Source organism: Nocardia pseudovaccinii NBRC 100343 (genome assembly GCF_001613225.1).
In the GTDB taxonomy this organism is placed as follows: domain Bacteria; phylum Actinomycetota; class Actinomycetes; order Mycobacteriales; family Mycobacteriaceae; genus Nocardia; species Nocardia pseudovaccinii.
Genome location: NZ_BDBY01000250.1, coordinates 23,183 through 38,377, shown reverse-complemented (window position 1 = coordinate 38,377; position 15,195 = coordinate 23,183). Strand labels below are relative to the sequence as shown.

12 protein-coding genes are annotated in these 15,195 nt (G+C 64.9%); 11 read left to right on the top strand and 1 reads right to left on the bottom strand.

Annotated features, from left to right (window positions below; all coding sequences use genetic code 11):
• The first annotated feature begins 1 nt into the window (after position 1).
• The 9 genes from NP3_RS31075 to NP3_RS31035 all read left to right on the top strand — a co-directional run bounded on the left by NP3_RS31075 (position 2) and on the right by NP3_RS31035 (position 10,070).
• Positions 2-967: a quinone oxidoreductase family protein gene (locus NP3_RS31075; RefSeq protein ID WP_063045162.1), complete on the top strand. Its 966-nt coding sequence runs from the start codon at positions 2-4 to the stop codon at positions 965-967.
• Between the two features lie 398 nt (positions 968-1,365).
• Complete coding sequence (locus tag NP3_RS31070; RefSeq protein ID WP_063045161.1) at positions 1,366-2,718, top strand: ABC transporter substrate-binding protein; 1,353 nt, start codon at positions 1,366-1,368, stop codon at positions 2,716-2,718.
• Between the two features lie 56 nt (positions 2,719-2,774).
• Complete coding sequence (locus NP3_RS31065; protein ID WP_084509229.1) at positions 2,775-3,620, top strand: SDR family NAD(P)-dependent oxidoreductase; 846 nt, start codon at positions 2,775-2,777, stop codon at positions 3,618-3,620.
• 198 nt (positions 3,621-3,818) lie between these two features.
• Positions 3,819-4,886 carry an ABC transporter permease gene (locus tag NP3_RS31060; RefSeq protein ID WP_157124673.1) on the top strand — a complete coding sequence of 356 codons (1,068 nt, stop codon included), beginning with the start codon at positions 3,819-3,821 and terminating at the stop codon, positions 4,884-4,886.
• Entirely contained in the window at positions 4,858-5,757 is a 900-nt protein-coding gene (locus NP3_RS31055; protein ID WP_063045159.1) for an ABC transporter permease, read from the top strand. Before NP3_RS31060 ends, NP3_RS31055 begins: the two co-directional genes overlap by 29 nt.
• A 1-nt stretch (position 5,758) precedes the next feature.
• Positions 5,759-6,757: an ABC transporter ATP-binding protein gene (locus NP3_RS31050; protein ID WP_063045158.1), complete on the top strand. Its 999-nt coding sequence runs from the start codon at positions 5,759-5,761 to the stop codon at positions 6,755-6,757.
• Positions 6,747-7,634: an ATP-binding cassette domain-containing protein gene (locus NP3_RS31045; RefSeq protein WP_063045157.1), complete on the top strand. Its 888-nt coding sequence runs from the start codon at positions 6,747-6,749 to the stop codon at positions 7,632-7,634. Before NP3_RS31050 ends, NP3_RS31045 begins: the two co-directional genes overlap by 11 nt.
• A 35-nt stretch (positions 7,635-7,669) precedes the next feature.
• Positions 7,670-8,848, top strand: a complete 1,179-nt coding sequence (locus NP3_RS31040) for a Zn-ribbon domain-containing OB-fold protein (RefSeq protein ID WP_063045214.1) — start codon at positions 7,670-7,672, stop codon at positions 8,846-8,848.
• A 61-nt stretch (positions 8,849-8,909) separates the two neighbouring features.
• The gene (locus NP3_RS31035; protein ID WP_063045156.1) at positions 8,910-10,070 is read left to right on the top strand and encodes a thiolase C-terminal domain-containing protein; all 1,161 of its coding nucleotides are present in this window, start codon (positions 8,910-8,912) and stop codon (positions 10,068-10,070) included.
• 131 nt (positions 10,071-10,201) lie between these two features.
• On the opposite strand, the gene NP3_RS31030 is transcribed toward NP3_RS31035, so the two are convergent.
• A complete protein-coding gene (locus tag NP3_RS31030; RefSeq protein ID WP_063045155.1) occupies positions 10,202-13,480 on the bottom strand; it encodes a protein kinase domain-containing protein in 3,279 nt (1,092 codons plus the stop codon).
• Positions 13,481-14,183: 703 nt separating this feature from the next.
• On the opposite strand from NP3_RS31030, the gene NP3_RS31025 reads away from it, so the two are divergent.
• Positions 14,184-14,438, top strand: a complete 255-nt coding sequence (locus NP3_RS31025) for a type II toxin-antitoxin system Phd/YefM family antitoxin (RefSeq protein ID WP_063045154.1) — start codon at positions 14,184-14,186, stop codon at positions 14,436-14,438.
• Positions 14,431-14,850 (top strand): type II toxin-antitoxin system VapC family toxin, encoded by a 420-nt coding sequence (locus tag NP3_RS31020; RefSeq protein WP_063045153.1) that lies wholly within the window; start codon positions 14,431-14,433, stop codon positions 14,848-14,850. The genes NP3_RS31025 and NP3_RS31020 overlap by 8 nt, the downstream gene beginning before the upstream one ends.
• Positions 14,851-15,195: the final 345 nt, after the last annotated feature.

Genomic DNA, 15,195 nt, shown 5'->3' with positions numbered 1-15,195 from the left:
GATGCGAGTCGTAGGAGTGATGCCGGATGCGTACGGCGGGCCCGAGGCGCTGCGCCTCTTCGAACTGCCCGACCGCCATGCCGGACCGGGAAAGGTGCGCATAGCGGTGCACGCCGCCGCGGTGAACCCGACCGACGCGGTCGTGCGCACCGGGCTGGGCCACGAACGTCAGCAAGGCTACGAGCCCCCGTACGTGCCCGGAATGGACGTCGCGGGAATAGTGGACGAAGTCGGCCCGGACACCGGAACCGATCTCGGGGTCGGCGACCGGGTCATGGCGATCGTGATGCCCAAGGGCAACCACGGCGGCTATAGCGACAGCATCGTGACACCGGCCCGTTCCGTGGTGCGTATCCCATCCGGAGCCACACTCCGTGCCGCCGCTACCCTGCCGATGAACGGGCTCACGGCCCGGCTTGCCCTCGATCTCCTGTCGGTCCCGCCGGGTGGCACGATCGCAGTCACCGGCGCAGCCGGCACGCTGGGCGGTTACGTGGTGCAGCTCGCCAAAGCCGATGACCTCAGGGTGATCGCCGTCGCGTCCGAGCGCGACGAGCGGGTCGTCCGCTCATTCGGCGCCGACGCGGTGGTACGCCGCGGCGACGATCTCGCCGCGCGCGTCCGCGAAATCATGCCCGCCGGCGTGGACGGGTTGGTCGACACCGCGGTCCTTGGCGCACTCATCCTGCCGGCCGTCCGCGACCGCGGCGGGCTCGCCGCGGTGCGTCCGTTCGCGGGCACCACCGAGCGCGATATCGCGATCCACCAGGTGTGGGTCCGCGAGTATCGCCGCGAGCGGGAAAAGCTCGACCGGCTGCGCCAACAGGTCGAAGACGGGGTGCTCACCTTACGGGTCGCCGACACTTTCCCGCCCGAACGAGCAAGCGAGGCGCATATCCGGCTCGATCGAGGCGGGACCAGAGGCCGACTCGTCATCGAATTCCGCGCGGAGCCGGATAGGCCATGAGCGGCCCTCGGCTCGCTCTCGGCCGGGCGAACGAGAGGGCGTGAATGCCATTCCGAACGACGCGATCAGCTCCCCATCATCGGCCCGACAGCAATCTAGTTTGCATACCGATCTATTGACATCCGAATATCGGTATATCTACTATTTGATAGCCCAATGACGGGCTCGGTCCCGTCGCGAAGACCCTGCGAGGGGGACCAATGCGTCAGATGATGGTTAAACTCGGCGCGCTGATGGCGGCTGCGGGCGTGCTCGCACTGACAGCGTGTAGCGGATCCAGCGGTAGCGGATCGGTCAGCGGAGGCGGGCAGTTCGATCCCACCCAGCCGGTCCGATATTCCCTCCCTGTAGTCGGGCGGCAATGGGATCCGCATCGCAGCGTGTCACAGGGAGCCGACATGCCGATGATGGTGTTGGTATACGACCGCCTCGTGCGGCTCACCCCCGATAGCGAGGTCGCGCCGCAGCTCGCCACGTCGTACAAGTTCTCCAATGACGGGTTGGACTTGACGTTCCAACTACGTGACGACGTCACATTCCACGACGGTCAACATTTCGATGCGAACGCAGTGGTCGCGAACCTGCGACGAGCAAAGGCTCCAGAATCCACCGTCGCGGCGCAACTGGCCGGTGTGACCGACATGTTCGCGGATGGTCCGTACCAGGTTCGTCTTCACCTGCAAGCCCCGGACCCGACGATTCTGTTGCGACTGGCGACGACAACCGGCGCGATGATCAGCCCGGCAGCGTTGAACTCGCCGAACTTGCAACAAACGCCCGCAGGTTCGGGGCCGTTCATGATGCAACAGTTCGCGACAGACCGTGTCATCCTCGCCAAGAATCCGAATTATTGGGATCACGACCTAGTCGTCCCCGACCGGGTCGAGCTCATCGCCGTTGCCGATGACGCGGCGCGCGTCAACCTGCTCACCTCGGGCGGTGCCGACATCGTGAGCGTCACCCCGGCGACTTGGATGCAGGCGAAGGATATCGGGAGCACCGGCCAGTACCAGCTGCATGTGTACGGAGACTCCATGCAGCAGGTCATGTTTCTCAACGCGGCGACTCCCCCGCTGAACAACCCGCGGGTGCGTCTGGCGTTGAACCTGGCGATCGACCGTGCGGCGATCTCGGCTGCCCTGGAGGGCGCATGCCCGCCCAACAGCGAGGCATTGCCGGCCGCCTACCCCGGCTATGTCGACGGCCTGAACTACGACTACAACGTGGATGAGGCGAAGCGGATTCTTGCCGAAGAGGGCGTGGGGAGATTCACGCTCGACACGCTGGCGTCGAATTTGGAGCCGCCGCGCACGATCGCCCAGATGGTGCAGGGCATGCTCGCCAAAGTCGGCGTGACCCTGAACCTCATTCCGACCGAGCCCGCTCTCGTGCGATCGGTCTTCGGGCAGGGCAAGTACGGCGCGATGGTCCACCAGCAGTCGATTACCTATCCCGACCCCAGCGTGTTGTTCGCGACGCATATCGGCGCCGGGCAACTGAATCCCGGCAATGCCGCCGCAGCACTGGTACCGGCTGCCGATGCTGCTCGTGCACTCGAACTCGGCAGCCCTCAGCGCTCGGCCGCTTATCAGGATCTGACCAGGCGGCTCTTCAAGGAGCCGACACACATCCCGATCTGCAACCAGACCGTCGCCCTGCTCATGCGTTCGAACATGGTCGGGGTCGATCGACTGCCGTTCTCCCAGCTCTCGACCTCCGTGGACATCCGCGGTGTCGGCCTGACCAAGTGATCATGCGGCGGGCCGTATCCCGGCTCGCTCGACCAAGAATGAAGGGAAACAACGAGATGGCTCTGGACGAACTCAAAAGCCGAGGTGCCGTCGTCGTCGGTGGCGGCAGCGGAATCGGACGGGGAATCGCCCTCGCTCTCGCGGATGAAGGTGTGCGCGTGCTTGTCGCCGACATCAATGGCGACAGCGCGGCCGCAGTGCGGGACGAGATCAACAAGAATGGTGGTACGGCGTTCTCGACGCAGGCCGACGCCACCGACGACCAGTCGTTGGCACGCGCCGCGGTCGAGGCGGAAAGCAAGCTCGGCGATGTGCAGCTGCTGATCCATACTGTCGGTGTCATCAGCGATTCACCGGTCACCGACGCCAGTGACGACGACTGGGCATGGCATTTCGACTTCAATGTGATGGCGGCCGTCCGGGTGGTCAGGGCTTTCCTGCCACTGCTGCGGGCGCACGGCCAAGGCGGTCACATCGTCATCACGTCTTCGACCGCGGGCGTGGTGTCGTTCCCATTCGCGGAAACCGGCGGTATCAACATCGGCTGTTACACCGTGCTGAAGCACGCAGTGCTCGGATACGGAGAGGTGCTCGGCCACGAGCTGGAGCAGTTCGGTATCGGAGTGTCGGTGCTGTGTCCGGGCGCGGTGCTCACCAATCTCGACGAAACATCTGCGGCCAATCGGCCAGCCCGATTCGGCGGTCCGCTGCCGACGCCGAAGGAACTCGATCTGCCGGTGCGAATGGATGCGGAGCAGGTGGGGCGGATTGTCGTCCGTGGCATTCGCGCCAACCGCAGGTACATCTTCACCCATCCCGAGCTGGTCGGGGCTATCCGAGCGCGACGAATTCAGCCGATGTTGGACGATCTCGCCTTCTGCGCGGAAAACGCGATCAGCTGAGACCACTCCGGCCGATGACACCGACAGCCCGCACCGGCCACGGGAAGGCCGTCTCGAACCGCGCCCACGGTTCGAGATGCGTGAAAGGACCACTCGTCATGGCGACTCCGACGAAGTTCGATACTCCCCTTCTGAATTATCGGGAACTCCCGCACCGACCAGGTGGCGGCGGGCTCGCGAGCACCGTGGACCAGTGTCGTGTCGACCGCACCCGCCGGTGACATGCCCCGGCATGGGCTGATCGACGTCCATGCCGGGATGGTCCGGCTCGAAGCCGACAGTGCGACCGACGATCATTCCCGCGCCGCGCGCCGGAGCCGGGCGGTGCGCGCCGGACTGTGGCGCTTGCTCAGCACCGTGGTCACGCTCGTGGGCGTCAGCTTCGTCGCCTTCCTGCTGCTCGACCTGGTTCCGGGCGACCCGGCTCAGATCGCGGCCGGCGAGTTCGCTACCCCCGCCGACGTGGCGCGGGTCCGCGAGCACATGGGGCTCGACGAACCGATCATTGTTCGCTGGGCGGAATTCGTCCGGCACGCGGTCCACGGCGACGTCGGGACGTCACTGCAGGTACGCCCTGGCGTTGGGGTGGGTGAATTGATCTGGACGGCGATTCCGGTCACCGCGTCCTTGACCGTCGTCGCGATGGCACTCGCGGCGCTGCTCAGCATCCCGTGTGGTCTGATGGCGGCTCTTCGGCCCCGCTCGCTCTTCGATCGCACCGTGTCGTTCGTCGCGTCGGCCTCGCTCGCGGTGCCACCGCACGTCCTCGGTCTGGTGCTGCTGACCGTATTCGCGGTCAACAGCCACCTGCTGCCTTCCTTGGGATACGTCCCCATCGGGCACGATCCTGTCGAATGGCTCCGGCACATCGCACTGCCGGCTTTGACGCTGGCGGCCGTGCCGCTGGCCGAGATGACCAGGCAGACGCGCGGCGCCTTGATCGACACATTCGACAAGGACTTCATCCGTGCCGCGACGGCCCGTGGGCTGCGCCGGTGGCAAGTTGTCGGAAAACACGCCATGAAGAACTCCGCGACCCCGGTGATCACGGTCGCCGGCCTGCAATTTGCGCGCACGCTGGGGGGCGCGGTCGTCGTCGAACGCATCTTCAACCTCCCCGGGATCGGCTCGCTCACCTACTCGGCGGTCGCTCAACGCGACCTCCCGCTGATCATCGGCATTGTGGTGGTCTCCGCGCTCATCGTTCTCCTCGTCAACCTCCTTGTGGATGTGATCAATGATCGACTCGCCCCCCGCCACGCATAGCGCACTCGCAAGGGTCAACTCCGTCCGCCATACCCATATCCGCAGCCGCACCATGCGGCGTCTGCTCGCAGACCGCACCGCCATCGCCGCGGCGATCTTCCTGGTCCTGATAGTTGTGATCACCTTTATCGGCCCATGGTTCACCCTCGATCCCAACGCGCAAGTACTTGCCGACCGGAATCTCGGCCCGTCCTCGCAGCACTGGCTGGGCACCGACCGCCTCGGCCGTGATCTCCTGGCACGTCTGATCGTCGGCGCACAGGCCTCGGTATTCGGTTCGGCGCTCGCCGTCGGGGTCGGGCTAGCCGTCGGCGTACCTCTCGGATTGATCGCGGGCTACGCGCATCGGCGGATCGACGCCGCCCTGAACGCTGTCTCCGACACGGTGCTGAGCATCCCGCCCTTGCTGCTCGCCATGGTGATCGTCGGGATTCGAGGTCCCGGGCTCGCCAACGCGATGTTCGCGGTCGGCATCCTCCTCGTCCCCCGATTCTTCCGAGTCACTCGTGTGCAAACGCGAATCGTGCGCGAACAGACCTATATCGAGGCCGAACGAGCTGCGGGCTGCCCGCTGCCGCGGCTGCTCTGGCGGCATGTGCTGCCCAATGTCGGCGATCCGATTCTCGTGCAGATCTCCTTTGCACTGGGCATGGCGATCGTGGTGGAGGCGTCCTTGAGCTTTCTCGGCCTGGGCGTCAAAGCGCCGACAGCAAGTTGGGGCTCCATGGCTCAGGATGCCTTCCAGGCAATTCAGTCCTCGACCTGGCAGCTCTATCCGCCGGCGGTCGTGATCTGCCTGACCATCCTGGCGATGTCCATATTCGGAGACGGGCTCCGCGACGCGCTCGGCCGTGGGCACGGGAGGAGCTGATATGAAATCGAATGTTCTGAACGTGACAGATTTGACCGTGGAGCTGCGGTTGGCTGCTGCCGATGTCCCCGTGGTGACCGGTGTCAGCTTCGAGGTCCAACGCGGAGAGACGCTCGGCTTGGTCGGCGAGTCGGGATGCGGCAAGACGATGACATCGCTCGCGGTCATGGGCGTACTCCCACGAGTCGCGAGGGTGGCCGGGGGCTCGATCAAGGTCGATGGCCGAGAGCTCGTCGGTGCCGGGCAACGAGAACTGGAGGATGTGCGCGGTCGGCGGATCGGGATGGTCTTCCAGGACGCGATGCGCTGTCTCGACCCCTCCTTCACAGTCGGTCAGCAGTTGATCGAGGTGGCCCGTCGCCACCTCGGCATCTCGCGGCGGGCGGCGGCTGATCGGGCGGCGGCGGTGTTGAACCTGGTCGGGATCAAGCAGCCGCGCTCGCGCCTCGACGACTATCCCCACCAATTCAGTGGTGGCATGGCCCAGCGCGTGATGATCGCACTGGCCATCATCTGCGAGCCGGTGGTGCTCATCGCGGACGAGCCGACCACGGCCCTCGACGTGACGATCCAGCGTCAGGTCCTGCGGCTGTTGCATGATCTGCAGCAGGAGCTCGGCCTGGCAGTCCTGCTGATCACGCACGACCTCGGTGTCGTGGCTCAGGTCTGTGATCGCGTGGCGGTGATGTACGCCGGTCAGATCGTCGAGCAGGCATCCTCGGTCGAGCTCTTCGATCACGCTCGCCACCCGTATACCGAGGCGTTGGTGAACTCGATCCCCCGTGCGGATCGCGCCAGCCGCCGGCTCCGGACAATCAGCGGGACGGTACCCCCGCCAATGGAATGGTCGCCGGGATGCCGGTTCGCACCGCGCTGCACGTGGTTCGTTCCCGACCGCTGCGATGAGCCGGGGACCAGCCTGATCGACGTCGTGGACGGACATGCCTGCCGTTGTGTCCGCGCGCCGGAACTCGTGCTCAGGGGAAACCATGGCCAGTGATACCACCACCGCGATCCTCACCGTCGAGGGGCTGCGGAAGTCCTTCGAGCATCATCGCGGAAAGGGCACCGGGCGGCCGACCGCAGTTGATGGGGTCGGGTTCTCACTCCGAGCCGGTCAGACGTTGGCCATCGTCGGCGAATCGGGCGCTGGGAAATCGACAACAGGCCGGATGATTCTACGGTTGATCGAACCGGATGCCGGCACAATTCATTTCGACGGCGTCGATATCCGATCATTGCGAGCCCATGAGCTACGCAGGATGCGGGCTCGCATGCAGATGATCTTCCAAGATCCCTACTCGTCGTTGAACCCCAAGGTCACAGTTGGCGCGGCGGTCGCTGAACCGTTGCGGTTCCACACCGACCTCAGCCGGCGGGAACGAGCCGAGGAGGCGTTGCGGCTACTGGAGCGCGTCGGAATCCGGCCGGATCAGATCGATCGGTTCCCCTATGAGATGTCGGGCGGTCAACTCCAACGCATCGCAATCGCACGCGCGTTGGCGACCAAGCCGTATCTGGTCGTCTGTGACGAACCCACCGCGTCACTGGATGTGTCCATCCAGGCACAGGTGATAAACCTCCTGCTCGAACTCCAGGCCGAGCGTGGGATGTCCTACCTGTTCATTTCCCACAACCTGTCGCTGGTACGCACCTTCGCCGATCACATTGCCGTGATGCGCAATGGGCAGATCGTCGAGGCGAAGCCCGCCGACGAACTGTTCGACAATCCGACGCACCCTTACACCCGGCAGTTGCTGAGCGCGGTACCTGTGCCCGATCCCCATGTCCCAGGCCTGCTGGCACCTGATGGCACACATGAGGAAACCCATATGCAGGCAACTGGATCGGTGGCAGCACGAGATCGGGATCGGTGATGACCATTCGTCACCTCGAACATCGGGAGATTCGAATGCCGTTTATCGCTTCGATCGGAACATATCTGCCCTGCTGGGGTGCGGCCGATCAGCGGATGCCCGGTGACGACGAGGACGCCGTCACCCTCGCGGTGGAAGCCGGACGGGCCGCGCTCGATGGTGGTGCCGGCGTGGAACATGTGGTCCTGGTGAGTCGGGATCTGCCGCTGCTGGAGGGCGGTAATGCCGCGGTGCTGCTGGCGGGTTTGGGGTTGGATCCGGAGCTGGAGGTGATCGAGCGGCTAGGTGGTGCGCCCGCGGCACTGGACGCTTTGAGCTCGGCTCGGCCGAGGACCTTGGTCATCGGTGTGGACCTGGAGCCGGCCGGCGCAGCCGCGGCGCTGACGGCCGAGCGCGGGCTGCAAGTGCGGACCGCGGCGCGGATCGCGCGCAGTCTGCCGGTCCGCACACGCCATGCCTCTGGCGTAGTGCACGATTACGGTGATTCCCGGTTGCTGCACGAACGTGGTCTGCTGGGATCGCTGGCGGTCGCATGGTTGGATACTCCGATCGCGGTGGCCGGGGTCGAACACGAGCAAGCGGTCGATCTGTGTGTGGGTACGCCCGCGCCGCTGCCGACACTGGGAGCGAGTGCGGGTTTGTTCGCGCTGGCCGCTATCGCCGAGTCGGAGCAGACCGGCCCGCTGGTGGGTGTCGAGCAGGCCAGCCTGTCCGGTGTCACGGTGGCAGCCGGCGCGGTGGAGGTCCGCCGACGGGAGTCGGCGGCTCGGGACAAGCCCGACAGCACGTTCATCCCGGGCGCCGAGATCCCGATTTCGCTGGCCGCCTATGAGCGGGCGTTCGAGGCCAAGGTGCGTTGGGTGGCCGGAAAGCATACCGACGCAGATGAATTGGATTTCCCGCCGCGCTACCGGGTCGGCCCCGACGGTGCGCTGCACACCGGTTACACCTTGGTGCCGTTGCCGCGTACTGCCGTCGTCTACACCGGTGTAACGGTGCACGTGCCGGTGCCGGGGTTGAAGACGCCGTATTCGCTGGTCATCGTGGAGCTCGACGAGGTGGGGGTGCGCGCGCTGGTGAAGGTCACCGGCGCCGAGCCGGGCGCGGTCGATATCGGTGACCGCGGTCGCATGGTGCTGCGCCGGGTGGCCGTGCGATCAGGCGTGCCGGATTACGGCTATGCCTTCGAACCAGATCTGGAGGTGGCAGCATGAGAAACAATCGTGCGGCGCTCGTGCTGTCGAGGAGACGCGGGAACTCCCGCAGGCTAGCGACATGAGGAGAGTCGCCGTTGTCGGGGCGGGGATGACAGCCTTCGCCGAGCATTTCGCCCTGGGCATCAAAGATTTGGTGCCGATGGCGTTCGCCGAATGCGCGGCCAGCGTCGACAAAGGATTGCGCAAATCCGATATCCAAGCCGCCTGGTTCGGTGAGCTCGGCACCACCGACGGATTCCCCTCCGGCATCCTCGCCGACACCCTTGGCCTAGCGGACATTCCAGTTACCCGCGTCGAAAACGGTTGTGCAACTGGACATGACGCGGTCCGCAACGCAGTCTTCGGTATCGCTTCCGGCGCAGTCGATGTCGCGCTCGTGCTCGGCGCCGACAAGCTGCGCGAATCGGCGTCGAAGGACATGCTGTGGGAGTGGGGCGCGATGACGCGGGATATGGCGTGGGACTATCCCCTCGGCCTGGTCGCACCCGCCGGCTATGCCCTGCACGTCGCGCGGTATCTGCACGAATCGCCTGCCACCCGGGAGCATATGGCGATGGTCGCGGTGAAGAACCACCGTCACGGCGTCCGAAACCGCAAAGCGCGGTTGCGTTTCGAAATCACCATCGAGGAGGCGCTCGCGGCGCCGACCGTGGTGACCCCGTTCGGGCTCTACGACTGCGCTCCGCAGAGCGATGGCGCGGCGGCGCTGGTGCTGGCTGCTGAGGATGTCGTGGACCGCTACACCGATCGTCCGGTGTGGGTCCGCGGAGTCGGGCTCGGCTTGGATTCGGTAATGCACCAACACAAACGGGATATGACAACTTTCCCCGCGACGGTCCGCGCCGCCAAGGCCGCATTCGGTATGGCCGGGCTGACTCCGGCGGATGTGGACGTAGCCGAGGTGCACGACTTCTTCACTGGTGTCGAACTGATCAGCTACGAGGACCTCGGCTTCGCCGACCGATTCGAGGCGCACAAACTACTGGAAGCCGGTGTCACCAGCGTCGACGGCGCGCTGCCGGTAAATCCGAGCGGCGGTTTGAAGGCAAAGGGGCATCCACCGGGGGCCACCGGTGTGGCCCAGTGCGTCGAACTGTTCGAACAGTTGCGCGGCGATGCCGCCAATCAGGTCGATCGGGCGAGAATTGGCTTGGCGCACAACGTCGGCGGCCCTACTGCGGTCGCGGCGGTGACCATTCTGGCGGTGCCGCGAGCCTGAGGTGGATCACGTGGTCACGCGCTGTCGAACAACGCCGGAATAACGCGACGACGGTTCCCAACTCAGCTGCTTGGCTGCAGTGGGCGTTGAATCGCGTCAACCGATTCCTCAGCAGACCGAATGTCATGCGGTCAAGAACTCGCTCGCTGGGCCGCGTCCACAATCCAGGCCGCGATCTGTGCGCGGGAGGTGAATCCGAGTTTGCTCAGGATATGTTCGACATGTCCGTCCGCGGTGCGTTGCGAGATCACCAATTTCGCCGCGATCTGCTTGTTGGTGAGTCCTTGGGCGACGAGGTCTGCGACCTGCTGTTCGCGTTTGGTCAATTGCAGTTCCGAAGCGGCGGGCGTGGCTGCTGGTGCCTCCCCGAGTGCGTAGGCCACCGCGGCGTTCATCCCCATGGCCTGGCCGCGCCGGAATGCCGTTTCGAATCGTCGGTCACCGAGCGCGCGACGGACCGTCCGCTCACATTCGTCGTGCACCCGGGATAGCTCCGGGAAGAAAATCGAAAAACCGGAGGTAGACCGCAACAGATTTTCCACGGTACCCATCAGAACGGCTGTGCGCTCACCATCGCTATCCGCGGCGATCCAGGCCAGTCCCTCGAGATCGAGGGCCGCAAGGAGAGGGCTGCGTGTGGACCGGTTGACTCGCAGCGATTCCCGCAGCAACTGGTGCGCCTGGGACCGCTCGCCTTGCTGCCATACGACAATGCCCTTCGCCCCAAGAGCGGTCGAGCGAAACAGCGATTCACCGCACGCTTCGGTAATGGAAAGAATTTGGTCATGACACTCGATCGCCCGTGGCATGTCGCCTTGGGCTGCGTGTGCCCAACCGAGCAACACCAATGCAGAAACATGGAGGAGTCCTAGCCGGTTCGAGCTGAACACTTCTATGGCCTGCTCGAAGCGGGAGATCGCGCAACCAGATTCTCCTCGAAACAGTGCCAGGGCGCCCTCGGCTCCGACGATCAGTGCCTGGTTCAGGGGAGTCTGATCCTGTTCGGCCAGTGCGCGCCCTTCATCCAGGAAGGCAGCTGACGACTGCAGGTCCCGCTGCATCGCGGCTGCGGTACTACTGGCATTGAGTGCGCGGACCCGGTCGGGTATCGACTGCGCGGCGGGGTGGGCGAGAGCGCGGTCGAGCCAGCGTCGGCCCGCACCGTACAGTCCCCGAAAACCCCAGAACGCAACCAATGCGGTGGCGGTGCGCAGTCCGGCCTCGGCCGACTCCGTGCTGTCGTCGGACAGGCAGAACTCGAGCATCTCCCGCAGATTGGGTTGCTCGCGTTCGAGCCGGGCCAGCCAATAGGGTTGCCGGTCGCTGATCCAACCGGCCTCCGCTTCCAGCACCAGCCGCTGGCACCAGTCACGGTGTGCTCGACGGAGTTCCTCGTATTCGCCGGTCGCTTGCAGTCTGCCCCGACCGTAGTCGCGCATGGTCTCGAGCATCCGGAACCGCACGACGTCATCCAGCGTCTCCCGGTTCACGATCGACTTGTCCACCAGGGAGGACAACGCGTCCAGCAGATTCTCCCGCTCCAGGTCCGCACCGCACACAACTTCGGCTGCGTCGAGTTCGAAGCCGCCGCTGAACACCGACAATCGGGCCCACAGCCGCTGCTCGTCCGGTGTACACAGCTGGTAGCTCCAGTCGATACACCACCGCAGCGTCTGTTGCCGTTTCGGGGCGGTGCGGCTGCTGCGGGTGAGCAGCGCGTATCGGTCGGTGAGCCGCACCAGGATCTGGTCCGGCGACATGGTGCGCATCCGCGCCGCGGCCAGTTCGATCGCCAGCGGCAACCCCTCGAGCCGGAAACAGATCCCGGCCACCGAGGCCTTGTTGCCATCGGTGAGTTCGAAGCCTGGAACCACAGTCGCGGCGCGTTCGGCGAACAACGTCACCGCGTCGTATTTGGGCAGTCCCCGCAGCATCGGTTCACTGTCGCTGCCTGGAACGGTCAGCGGCAGCACCCGCAGCACCGTTTCCCCGGCGATATCGAGCGGCTCGCGGCTCGTGACCAGAATCCGCAGGCCAGGACACGCCTGCAACAATGTTCCGACCAGCTCCGCCAATGCCTCCACAATCTGCTCGCCATTGTCCACGACGAGCAACGTTTCCCGAGAACGCAGGAACTCGACCAGCACGTGCCGCATCGGCCGGGCCGAATCGTCGCGCAGGCCCAGAGCGGCCGCCACGACGTCGATCAGCAATGCCGGATCACGCACGTCGGCCAGCTCGACCACCCATACCCCATCGGCGAAATCACGCCGAGCATTCGACGCCGCCCGCAACGCCAGCCGGGTCTTGCCGACACCACCGATCCCGGTCAACGTCACCAGCCGGTTGGTGGACAACAGATTCTTCACCTCCGCCGTCTCGGTGCGGCGGTCGATGAAACTGGTCAACTCGAGCGGCAGATCGCCGGTGCTGCCGTGACATCCTGTCATCTGCGGCGCAGCCCATATCTGCGGCGGCGTGTGCTCCCGAAGGCCCCGGGCCGCGCCCGCTGTCCCATACACGGCCATCTCACCGACCTGGTATCCGTGGTCCCGTTGTACCTGCCCTATCGCCTCGCCAACCTCCGCCGCCGACGGCCGTTGCCGCAGATCCCGGTTCATCGCCGATTCCACCACCGCCGCCACATCGCCGGGTATACCGCCTTCCCGCAAATCCGGCACCGGCTGACTGGTGATCCGCACAAACTGCGCCACCACCTGCTCACCACTGCGACGCTCGAACGCCGCATGCCCGGTCAGCGCGCAGAACAAGGTCGCGCCCAGCCCATAGACATCCGCGGCCGGTGTCGCGGCCTCGCCACCGAGCACCTCCGGTGCGGTGAACGCCGGGGACGCGGTCAGGATGCCTGTGGCCGTCTCGAACCCAACCGACGTGCGCGCGATACCGAAATCGGTCAACGCCGGCTCACCGTAGTCGGTCAGCAGAATGTTCCCCGGCTTCACATCCCGATGCACGATCCCCAACCGGTGCGCGCTCTCCAGCGCACCAGCCATCTTCACCCCGATCCACAGCACGCTCTCCACCGGCAGCGGGCCCTGCCGACGAACCCAAGCGTCCAGTGAATCCAACGGGTGATACGGCATCACCAGATAGGGATGGCCGCCCGCGGTGACACCCACTTGCAGCACCGTCACGATGTTCGGATGTCCGGTCAGCCGGCCCATCGCTTGCTGCTCGCGAAAGAACCGCGCCTGGTTGTCGGCGTCCAACTCCGCGGTAAGCACCTTCACCGCCACCGTGCGGTCCAGCTCGACCTGCGTGCAGCGATACACCACACCGAAACCACCACGTCCGACCTCTTCGGCATCCTCGAATCCAGACGCGCTCAACTCCACCGCAACGGGCATACTCACGTCACGTTGGGTCCGCAGCCGATCATCCTCGACCATCAGCGGCGGGCAATCCACTCCGTATATGCACGAAACCCGGGCGCCATGCCGCACCTTCCGACAATGCCCAGCGTATCGCCAGCGAAGGTGAACGGTGCCCGTTCGCTTCGCGATTTCCTGGTGCCTGCATCAGGCGCTATCGATCGGAAACGCGGGATCCACCGGCCAGGCCTGCGCCCTCGACTTCCTACAATGACGCGTCAGCTCAGCGCCCGCCGATGTAGTAGGCAAGCTGGCCTCTTCCAGCTATCAGTCGCGGGAGCACGAGACTCGTTGCAGCACAATGAATACCGCCGAACCACGAATACAAACAACCCATTTGGCTGCTACCTGATGGCGATCTAGATTTACGACGCCTCTAACACGAATCTGCGTCATTGGTGACAGAGATTCGCAATCAAGTCCCGTCTCGCACATTACTCGAGCACGTATTTGCGTCAAATCTGACGTAAATACGTGCTCGACTGTCAACCACCCACCCTTACCCTCCGACTCGCTCGCAGCCGCCCCGGCCGTGGCGCACACGCGCTGAAAGCGCCACTCGCCGCACACATTCCCGTCACCGGTGACACACCTGCGTGCGCGAGTGGAAGTTCGCTCGCCCCTCGAACACACGGCAATGGCACAGCTGAGACGATCGTGTGCATGAGCGATCCTTCCAAGACTGATAGCAATCGATAGCATCGGTTGCTATCGTGGAGCCATGACGAGAACGATCACACAGGCCGAGCTACGCAACGGCAGCGCTGGCGTGATGGATGCACTCGAAGCCGGCGAGGACTTCGTCATCACCCGCAACGGTCGCGCCGTCGGCGAACTGCGGCCCATCGCGCCACGACAGGACATGGCGGTCGCCGACCTCAAGGCACGGCTTGCCCGCTTCGCCGATATCAGCAGCGGCACGGCCGAGCGAGCTGAAATCGACGCGGCATTCGGGGAGGACCGCCTCGATGACTGAACCGGAATCGGATAAACGAGTTCCAGTGGGACTGCTGGACACCTGTGTGCTCATCGACATCAGCGTCATCGACGAGGCCGAACTGCCGGTTCGAGCGAGGATCAGCACAATCACACTCGCCGAACTGGGTTTGGGCATCGCGGTCGCCGCCACACCGGAAGCGCTGGCGGTGCGCACCGAGCGACTGCTCGAGGTCGAGCATGGTTTCGATGCGCTGCCTTTCGCTTCCGCGGCGGCCCGGCGGTTTACCTCCATGGCAAAATTGGTGGTCGCATCGGGGCGAAACCCCAAACCACGCAAGATGGACCTGATGATCGCGGCCGTGGCATCGGTGCATGATCTACCGCTGTTCACCCGCAACGCGGACGACTTCAAAGGCCTGGATCCGTTCTTGACCGTGATATCGGTCTGACAACTCGGGCACACCGCACCACACAACGCCGTCTCCGACGTGGACGCGCGATCGTCGCATCCCTGCTGGTTCTGGTCGTCGCGTTGAGCACCATTGCGGTCATCGGCAAAGCAGCGTGGCCAACCATCAACGCGACGTCACGGCCACCCGCGAACTGGTCAGCCCATCGCGAACTCGGACCCTCTCCCTGGAGGCGCCGTTCCGTTGGGGTGTGCACTGCACCGGGCAGCATACGACACACGACTTCGCCCATGCAGCAACGCATTCGCGCCGACAACGGACCCGAAACTGAGCCGATCGACAGGACCACCCGAAGACGCCGGATCCGCTTCTCGAACCGGACGA

Coding starts and splice junctions, on each gene's coding strand:
- NP3_RS31020 (WP_063045153.1), top strand. CDS start 14,431: ATGACTGAACCGGAATCGGATAAACGAGTTCCAGTGGGACTGCTGGAC.
- NP3_RS31050 (WP_063045158.1), top strand. CDS start 5,759: ATGAAATCGAATGTTCTGAACGTGACAGATTTGACCGTGGAGCTGCGG.
- NP3_RS31070 (WP_063045161.1), top strand. CDS start 1,366: ATGCCGATGATGGTGTTGGTATACGACCGCCTCGTGCGGCTCACCCCC.
- NP3_RS31065 (WP_084509229.1), top strand. CDS start 2,775: ATGGCTCTGGACGAACTCAAAAGCCGAGGTGCCGTCGTCGTCGGTGGC.
- NP3_RS31055 (WP_063045159.1), top strand. CDS start 4,858: ATGATCGACTCGCCCCCCGCCACGCATAGCGCACTCGCAAGGGTCAAC.
- NP3_RS31075 (WP_063045162.1), top strand. CDS start 2: ATGCGAGTCGTAGGAGTGATGCCGGATGCGTACGGCGGGCCCGAGGCG.
- NP3_RS31035 (WP_063045156.1), top strand. CDS start 8,910: ATGAGGAGAGTCGCCGTTGTCGGGGCGGGGATGACAGCCTTCGCCGAG.
- NP3_RS31040 (WP_063045214.1), top strand. CDS start 7,670: ATGCCGTTTATCGCTTCGATCGGAACATATCTGCCCTGCTGGGGTGCG.
- NP3_RS31030 (WP_063045155.1), bottom strand. CDS start 13,480: ATGGTCGAGGATGATCGGCTGCGGACCCAACGTGACGTGAGTATGCCC.
- NP3_RS31025 (WP_063045154.1), top strand. CDS start 14,184: ATGACGAGAACGATCACACAGGCCGAGCTACGCAACGGCAGCGCTGGC.
- NP3_RS31045 (WP_063045157.1), top strand. CDS start 6,747: ATGGCCAGTGATACCACCACCGCGATCCTCACCGTCGAGGGGCTGCGG.